The sequence below is a fragment of the Hydrogenovibrio sp. genome, assembly GCF_049975065.1.
Taxonomy (GTDB): domain Bacteria; phylum Pseudomonadota; class Gammaproteobacteria; order Thiomicrospirales; family Thiomicrospiraceae; genus Hydrogenovibrio.
This window is the reverse complement of the sequence record NZ_JBNGDN010000082.1, coordinates 1-5,450: the sequence shown is the minus strand read 5'-3', so window position 1 is coordinate 5,450 and position 5,450 is coordinate 1. Positions and strand designations below refer to the sequence as shown.

At 51.7% G+C, this 5,450-nt stretch carries 4 protein-coding genes; all 4 read right to left on the bottom strand.

Annotated features, from left to right (window positions below; translation table 11 throughout):
• Positions 1-190 precede the first annotated feature (190 nt).
• A complete protein-coding gene (locus tag ACP5D0_RS08845) occupies positions 191-418 on the bottom strand; it encodes a hypothetical protein (protein WP_472365360.1) in 228 nt (75 codons plus the stop codon).
• Positions 419-664: 246 nt separating this feature from the next.
• Complete coding sequence (gene lspA / locus ACP5D0_RS08840) at positions 665-1,216, bottom strand: signal peptidase II (protein ID WP_472365368.1); 552 nt, start codon at positions 1,214-1,216, stop codon at positions 665-667.
• 45 nt (positions 1,217-1,261) lie between these two features.
• On the bottom strand, positions 1,262-4,093 hold the full coding sequence (gene ileS, locus ACP5D0_RS08835) for an isoleucine--tRNA ligase (RefSeq protein ID WP_472365359.1): 2,832 nt from the start codon (positions 4,091-4,093) through the stop codon (positions 1,262-1,264).
• Positions 4,094-4,145: 52 nt separating this feature from the next.
• Positions 4,146-5,114, bottom strand: coding sequence for a bifunctional riboflavin kinase/FAD synthetase (gene ribF, locus ACP5D0_RS08830; RefSeq protein ID WP_472365358.1), 969 nt, complete (start codon positions 5,112-5,114; stop codon positions 4,146-4,148).
• Positions 5,115-5,450 lie beyond the last annotated feature (336 nt).

Here is a 5,450-nt window from a genome sequence, read left to right as displayed (position 1 = left end):
CCTCTGTGTCTCTGTGGTCAAAAAAGCGGTTTCACCAGGCCTGGTGGATTTCGATTTGAACCACGAAGACGCGAAGATTTTTTGGTTTTTAGACGTTGAATTTCTCTATGACTCGGTGTCTCTGTGGTGAAAAAAGCAGTTTGACCAGGCCTGGTGGATTTTGAATGGCGTTTTTACTGACAAGCGTCAGCTAAAGCACCTTTACTAAAACGGCCAGCACCGTCATGCCAATCATCACGACTGAGCCTAACTTAATAATCAGATTTAACTCCAGCTCTTTCAAGTCTTTTTTAGTGGCAAGTTGTTCTTCAATCAAACGTTTCTGCTCTTCGGCAAACACTTCCGCCTGTTCCTCAGAAAAACCAACCTGCTTTAAACGCTTCACAAAACTGTGCGTATCAAACGCCAAGGTGGACATTTCGCTTCTCCAGCCGCTTATTAAATACAAAATCAATTATGACACAGGCATCTAAAAAAGAGAATTATTTCTCACTCCAACAGCAAAACCCATTGCGACTGACGGCCAGGCCTAGCCAAATGTCATTTTGAACCACGAAGACGCGAAGCCACGAAGTTTTTTTAGGACTTCAAATCACTGAAACAGCATTTAAATTTCTCTGTGTCTCTGTGGTGAAAAAGCGGTTTGACCAGGCCTGGCGAAAGATCATTGCGTTGTGTCTTTTTTGGCTCGTCGAGGTTTGAGCCAGAACTCGGAAATGATCAGCATAGCGGCACCGATATTGATCGCCATGTCCGCCACATTAAAGGTGGCGAAATGCCAGCTGCCAACATAGAAATCGACAAAGTCGGTTACTTTTCCGAACAGGATACGGTCAATCACATTGCCGATGGCACCACTGAGAATCAGGTTAATACCGAAGGTTTCGAAATTCCAGGCCTTGGGGAGCTTCGCCAGCCAAACCAACAAAGCCACACTGACACCCATCGCCAGCCCGCTGAACAGCCAGCGCTGCCAGCCGCCCATGTCGGCGAGAAAGCTGAAGGCCGCACCGTAGTTGTACACCAGGGTAAAATTCAGGTGCGGCAAGATCGCAACCGGCTCGCCAAAGGTGAGGCTGGTGTTGGCCCAGTATTTGGTGATTTGATCCAGCACAATCAACAGCAGCGCCAACCAGACAGTTTGCAGAGCCGAGGTGCGCCAAGAGACGGCTTGGGGTGGGCTATTGGGCGTATTGGGCGCGGGTTTGGCGGTCATAGACATTTTAACGGCCTTTTTCCCAGGCCTGGTACATTATCAGATTTAAGCAAAACATCGCACCTCGCCTGATCCATAGACATTATCAATGCACCGCTGACACAGGGCTTCATCTTCGCTGTGACGGCCGACATCGTCACGATGATGCCAGCAACGACCACACTTGGGTTTATCCGCTGCGCCGGCATCCGCCCACAAGCCGTCCACATCCGTAGCCACAGCCGTGTCGGTTTTTTCCGACACCGGTTTCACACTGGCGTAGGACGTAATCAACACAAATCGCAATTCATCCTGCAAGGCCTGGATCTGCTGCAACAGTTCGCCATCCGCATAGAGTGTGACTTGCGCGGTCAAAGACCCTTTCACCACACCGTCATTTCGCAACTGCTCCAACTGTTTGGCGACCGCCGAGCGCACTTCCATCATGCGTGCCCAATAGGCCGAGTTCATCGGTTGCGTTTCATCCAATGCCGTCAAACCGTCGTACCACTGCTCGGTAAAAATCGTTTCCGTGCGCTCACCGGGCAGCGCCTGCCAGATTTCCTCGGCGGTAAAGCTTAAAATCGGTGCCACCCAACGCGTCAAGGCTTCAACAATGTGATACAAAGCGGTTTGCGCAGAACGACGTGGCAAACTGTCCGCCTTGCAGGTGTATTGGCGATCCTTGATCACATCCAGATAAAACGCGCCCAGTTCCACCGAACAGAAACGGGTCACCGCTTGATAAATGGTGTTGAAGTGATAACCGTCATAGGCGAGTTGCACTTCCTGCTGGATACGCGCCGCCTGACCAACCGCCCACTGATCCAGCGGCAACATTTTGTCATACGGCACGGCATCGGTTTTCGGGTCAAAACCGTTCAGGTTTGCCAGCAGGAAGCGCGAGGTATTACGGATACGACGATAAGCGTCCGCGGTGCGTTGGATGATTTCATCGGACACCGTCATTTCATAACGATAATCCGCCGCCGCAATCCACAAACGCAGAATATCCGCCCCAAACTTGTTGGCAATGTCTTGCGGTGCCACCACATTGCCCTTCGACTTCGACATTTTCTTACCGTCTTTATCGACGGTAAAACCGTGCGTCAGCACCTGCTTATAAGGCGCTTCGCCACGAATCGCCAAGGACGTCAGCAAAGACGACTGAAACCAACCCCGATGCTGATCGGAGCCTTCCAAATACAAATCCGCAGGGGTAGTCAGTTCATCCCGCGTATCCAGAACGGCAAAATGAGACACCCCCGAATCGAACCAAACGTCCAGAATGTCAGTGACTTTTTCGTAGTCGTCCGCTTCCTCGCCCAACAAGACTTCCGGCTCCAAATCGTACCAGGCGTCAATGGATTTTGCTTCCACCATCTGCGCCACTTTTTCCATGATTTCAACGGTATTCGGATGCATGGTGCCAGTGACTTTATGCACAAAAATCGGAATCGGCACACCCCAAAAACGCTGACGGGAAATACACCAGTCCGGACGGCCGTCCACCATGCCTTCAATGCGGGCTTTGCCCCAGTCCGGCACCCATTCCACTTTTTGGATGGCGTCCATGGCCTGTTGGCGCAGATTACCAGCCGTCATGCTGATAAACCATTGCGGTGTCGCACGGAAAATCAACGGCGTTTTGGTGCGCCAGCAGTGCGGATAGCTGTGCACAATCGCTTCGTGATGCACCAGCGCTTGATGCGCCTGCAACACCTCAATCACGTGTTCATCGGCTTTCAACACATTTTCGCCTTCAAACAAAGGGGTGCCCGCCACATAGTTGCCATTGCCATCCACTGGGCAATCCACTTCCAAATCGTATTTCAAGCCGACCGCATAGTCTTCCTGACCGTGCCCCGGTGCGGTGTGAACACAGCCGGTTCCGGCATCGGTGGTAACGTGGTCTCCCAAAATCAGCGGCACTATACGGTCGTAAAACGGATGCTGCAAACGGATCAACTCAAACTGATCGCCACGCCCGTAGGCGATGACACGATAGTTGTCAAAGCCCCATTTATCCATGCTGTCTTTTAAAAGCGCTTCGGCCAGAAACAGACGCTCCGGCCCGTTTTCGCCCTCCACCTGCACCAGGGCGTATTCCAGTTCCGGGTTGATCGACACGGCTTGGTTGGCCGGCAAAGTCCAGGGCGTCGTGGTCCAGATGACCACCGACAAAGTCCCTTCCCCCAGATGATCTTCCAGATGATGACAGCGCTCAAAAAAGGCGCTTTCGTCCAACACTTTAAAACGCACGTCAATCGCGTGGGAACGTTTGTCCTCATACTCCACCTCGGCTTCCGCCAAGGCGGAATGCCCGCCCACACTCCAGTAAACCGGCTTGGTGCCTTTAATTAAGTGACCGTTTTCGACAATTTTCGCCAGCGCACGAATTTCATTCGCTTCGAAGGAAAAGTCTTTGGTTAAATACGGCTTTTTCCAATCGCCCATCACCCCCAAGCGCTGGAAATCGGCCATTTGCCCGGCGACCTGCTTTTGCGCATAGTCGCGGCAGGCCTGGCGAAATTCGGTGGCACCGATTTTACGGCCAACTTTGCCTTTTTTCTTCTCAACATTCAGTTCAATCGGCAGACCGTGACAATCCCAGCCGGGCACATAAGGCGCATCACACCCACTCAACCCCTTGGATTTGACGATCATATCCTTCAACACCTTATTCACCGCGTGACCGATGTGAATGTCGCCGTTGGCATACGGCGGCCCATCGTGCAAAATAAACTTCGGGCGCCCGCTCATGGCGTTGCGCACTTGACGATAAACGTCGTTCTGCATCCAACGCTCAACCTGCTTCGGCTCTCGATTCGGTAGGCTTCCGCGCATCGGAAAGTCGGTTTCGGGTAAATTTAATGTGGGTTTATAATCTTTTGTCATGTCGAACACTTCAGTTTGATGGTTTTAAATTTGATGGTTTTAAAATTGAATTTCATTGTGGCGCCGGCCGAACCGTCGGCTCAGCCATGGTTAACATCTGCCGCGCCGCTTGCGCGTCTTGACGAATCTGGTGAGTCAGTGCCGCCAAAGAATCAAAGGTCATTTCAGGGCGAATAAAACGTTCGATTCGAACACCAATGTGCGCCCCGTAAACGTCCTTGTCCCAGTCGAACAAATGCACTTCAATCGAGGGGCGTTGCCCTTTCACCGTTGGCCGCACACCGATATTGGCCACCCCCGGCCAGTCGGTTGCCGCCAAGCCAGTTACTTTAACGGCATAAACGCCTTCCAGCGGCATTTGCAAACGCTTCGGATTCAGATTCAGGGTACGAAAGCCGATTTTGCGCCCCAGTTTCTGACCGTGAATAACACGCCCATGAAAGCAAAATGATTTGCCCAGTAGCCGCTTCGCTAACGCCAGATCGTGCACGGCCAAGGCTTCGCGCACGCGTGTGCTGCTAACACGAGCCGCATCCACTTCATAAGTAGTGACATCCGTGACCTCGAATCCCAGCCGATGCCCCTGTTCGCTCAGAAACCCAAAGTCGCCCTGGCGCTGATGCCCGAAACGAAAATCGTCGCCCACCACCAAGTGCCTAACCTTGAGACGTTCAACCAACAGGCGTTGCACAAAATCCTGTGCCGACCAGCTGGCAAATTCCGCTTCAAAGCGACACACCAATACAAAATCGACATCGGTTTGCTGAAAAGCGGCCAGTTTTTCACGCAGATTCATTAATCGCACCGGTGCGGATTCTGGCGAGAAATACTCGATCGGCAAGGGTTCAAACACCATCACCACCGACGGCAGCCCCAGCTGGGTCGCCAGCGTGTGAACCTGTTGCAAAATCGCCCCGTGCCCCAAGTGCACCCCATCGAAATTACCAATGGTCAAAACACAGCCATGCTGCAACTCGGCTTGCGCCAAGTGTAAATTATGTAAACCGCGTAACAAGCGCATCGAATTGATTTCGTTTATCGAAAAATCATAAAATTATAACGTATATCCATTGTCACACGGAAAATTCCATTCGCACATTGACAAACATCCTCACTCGAGTCGCGTGTCAGTGTAGTGTCCTAAACAAAGTGGACAATTAAGAAGCCCCCAAATTTTTCAAGTTTAGGCGCTGTTTGCAGGGAATGGCTCGTCCTTTCCAAAAACAGTAACGAAGACTTGGAGAATTTGGGGGCTTCCCTTCGGGCGAGTCAAGAAAACGCCATCTGCGTTGTTACAACCCTTGTAAAGGGCTAGCCATTCACTTCGGGTCGTGCCTAGCATAGGGCATTTTCTTGA